At 64.5% G+C, this 3,056-nt stretch carries 3 protein-coding genes and 1 pseudogene; 1 reads left to right on the top strand and 3 read right to left on the bottom strand.

The features are described 5' to 3' along the window. From AC1D1P_RS19150 to AC1D1P_RS19160, 3 genes and pseudogenes are all read right to left on the bottom strand, one after another. Positions 1–126: pseudogene (locus AC1D1P_RS19150) on the bottom strand (ABC transporter substrate-binding protein); the annotation flags it as partial. A 73-nt stretch (positions 127–199) separates the two neighbouring features. After that, positions 200–904 (bottom strand): ABC transporter ATP-binding protein, encoded by a 705-nt coding sequence (locus AC1D1P_RS19155; RefSeq protein WP_477668594.1) that lies wholly within the window; start codon positions 902–904, stop codon positions 200–202. Next, positions 905–1,678, bottom strand: coding sequence for an ABC transporter ATP-binding protein (locus tag AC1D1P_RS19160; RefSeq protein WP_477668593.1), 774 nt, complete (start codon positions 1,676–1,678; stop codon positions 905–907). 425 nt (positions 1,679–2,103) lie between these two features. Here AC1D1P_RS19160 and AC1D1P_RS19165 point away from each other — a divergent pair. Continuing rightward, the coding region (locus tag AC1D1P_RS19165) for a hypothetical protein (protein WP_477674064.1) at positions 2,104–3,056 on the top strand (953 nt) is incomplete at its 3' end.

The following is a 3,056-nucleotide window of genomic DNA, read 5'->3' on the forward strand; positions in this document are numbered from 1 at the left end:
GTCGATGTCGGCGTAAAGGCTGGACATGTCGGTGATGATGCCGATCTTGATCGGGCCGGTGTTCTGCGCATAAGCGGCGCCTGTGAGGCCAAGGGCGAGTGCGGCAACAAGTGCTTTGAGTTTCATGATGTCTCCTGTTATGGAAGGGGTGAACTTGGGGGAATCGAGGGGACTAAAAAAGGGTTCGGCATGCCCGGCGTCAGACGCCCAGGTATTCCTGCAGCATGCCCATGTTGCCGGCCAGCTCGTTTTGCGCAAACTGCTTGACGATGCGGCCGTGTTCCATGACGTAGAAGCGATCAGCCAGCGGCGCGGCGAAGCGGAAGTTCTGTTCCACCAGCACGATGGTGTAACCCTTGGCCTTGAGCGTGAGGATCATCTCTGCGAGTTTTTGCACGATGACGGGCGCCAGGCCTTCGGAAATTTCATCGAGCAGCAGGAGGCGCGCGCCGGTGCGCAAAATGCGCGCCACGGCCAGCATCTGCTGTTCGCCGCCAGACAGTCGCGTGCCGGGGCTGCTGGCGCGTTCCTTGAGGTTGGGAAACATTGCGTAGATTTCGTCCAGGCTCATCCCGCCGGGGGCTATGGTGGGCGGCAGCATCAGGTTTTCTTCGGCTGTCAGGCTGGCGAAAATGCCGCGCTCTTCGGGGCAGTAGCCCACGCCCAGACGCGCCACCTTGTGCGGCGCGAGCTTGATGGCTTCTTCGCCGTTGATCTTGATGGAGCCCTTGCGCGCACCCGTCATGCCGACGATGGCGCGCATGGTGGTGGTGCGCCCCGCGCCGTTGCGGCCCAGCAGTGTTACCACCTCGCCTTCGTTGACGGTGAGGTTCACGCCATGCAGGATGTGCGACTCGCCGTACCAGGCGTGCAGGTCTTCTATCTTGAGGAGCTCTTTGGTCATCTAGTGCGCCCCTTGAAGCTCGGTGTTCGCTGTGCCCATATAAGCTTCGATCACCAACGGATTCGCTGACACTTCGGCATATGGCCCGTCGGCAATGATGGCGCCGCGCTGCAGCACCGTGATGCGGTCGGCGATCGACGACACCACGTTCATGTTGTGCTCGACCATCAGGATGGTCCGGCCAGCCGAGACTTTTTTGATCAGCTGCGTCACGCGGTCCACGTCTTCGTGGCCCATGCCCTGCGTGGGTTCGTCCAGCAGCATCAGTTCGGGTTCCAGCGCCAGCGTGGTGGCGAGTTCGAGCGCACGCTTGCGGCCATAGGGCAGGTTCACGGTGAGCTCATCGGCGAAGTCGCTCAGGTCGACTTCGGCCAGCAGCTCGCGGGCACGGTCGTGGAGATGAAACAGCGTTTCTTCCGCTTTCCAGAAATGGAACGAGGTGCCGAGGTTGCGCTGCAAGGCGGCGCGCACGTTTTCAAGGACTGTCATGTGCGGGAAGACCGCAGAGATCTGGAATGACCGCACGATGCCGCGCCGCGCGGTCTGCGCGGGTTGCTCAAACGTAATGTCGTTGCCGTTGTAGACAATGCTTCCGCGCGTGGGGATGAGGAACTTCGTCAGCAGGTTGAAGAAAGTCGTCTTGCCGGCGCCGTTGGGCCCGATCAGCGCATGGATATGCCCGCGCTGGACTTTCAGGTCCACGTTGTTGACTGCCACGAACCCCTTGAATTCCTTGGTCAGCCCTCGTGTTTCGAGAATGAACTCCACTGACAAATTGGTTCTCCGGAAGATGGGTTGGATATCACGGGCGCAAGGTGCCGCGGCGGCTGATGCGGCAGCAGGCGCGAACCCGTGAAACACAGGTGGTCATCCTAGCCACCCACCCTCCGACGCGGTACCGGGTCAGACCCTTAAGTAGTTTTGCGTGATCTAAAGCCCCCACGCTCCCCACTTCGAGCCTACGGCGCGCTGCCCCTTTCCCTACGTATAGGGGCGCTGCGCCTGCGGCCCGGCAAAGCCGGTTCCGCGGCCCCTGCTTGATGAGGAGTGCCCCCTCCGGTAGGAAACCGGCGCCCGTATTGGCTTTTTTATTGCTCGCGGTTGCGGCCTGGGCCGCCTTCGCCGCGCTGGCCGCGCGGATTGGTTGCGTCGGCCTGGCGGGACGGTTTGTCTGGGGTGGCGTCGCGTTGTGACTGCTGTTGCTGCAATTGGTGTTGCCGCCGCTGTTGTTGTTCCTGGGCCTGGGCCTGGCGCTGCTGCTCCTGCTGCGCACGTTGTTGCTGTTGTTGCAAATGCTGCTGTTGTTGCAAATGTTGTTGTTGCTGCAGTTGCTGTTGCTGTTGCTGTTGCTGCTGCTGCTGCTGCTGCTGCTGTCTTTGCGCGGCCTGTTGCTGGCGGGTGTTTTCCTGGTCGCGCTGGGCCTGTTCGCGCAGGGCGCGCTGGCCTATGGATTCTTCACCGGAACGGCGCTGCTGTTCCAGCTGGGGACCCTGAAGCTTTTCCCGCTGTTCCTGTTCCTGTTGCTGGCTGCGACGAGCCTGTTCGGCGGCATGGCGGTCGGCGTTGGCGCGTGCATCGGCATTGGCATTCGCGGCMTGGGCGCGTTCCTGCGCTTCCTGACGGGCCCGCGCATCGCGCTGGGCTTGCTCGCGGAGGGCGCGCTGGCCTATGGCCTCTTCGCCCTGGCGGCGTTGCTGTTCCAGCTGGGGGCCTTGCAGGCGTTCTTTTTGCTCCTGCTGCTGGCGCTGCTGCTCGCGTTGCGCGCGCTGGCTGGCCTCGAGGGCGCTGCGGTCCGGTGCGGGCGAGGGCCGTGCGGCTGGCGCTGCGCCGACAGGCGCGGCGGGGGAAGCGGGAGCGGCGGCTTGTGGCCGGGCGTCGTGGTCCCTGCCGGCGGCGGGACCGGCGCGGTGCTCGTCCCGGTTGTTGTCATCGCGCCGGCCGTCCCGGCGATCATCCCTGCGGTCGCTGCGGCTGCTGACCACCGGCCGCGTGGCCACGGCGGGCGGCGGCAATGCGGCGGCGGCCACGGGGCGCTGCTGTGCGTGCAGCTCCGACCGATTCGGGCGCTGCGGCAGGGCGCCGCGGTCGGCCACGAGTTGTGCGCGGCCCAGGTCGGCGCTGCTCAGCCGGTGGGGATTGCCGTGCACAGGCC

It is taken from the genome of Polaromonas sp. P1_E1_2, assembly GCF_056406035.1.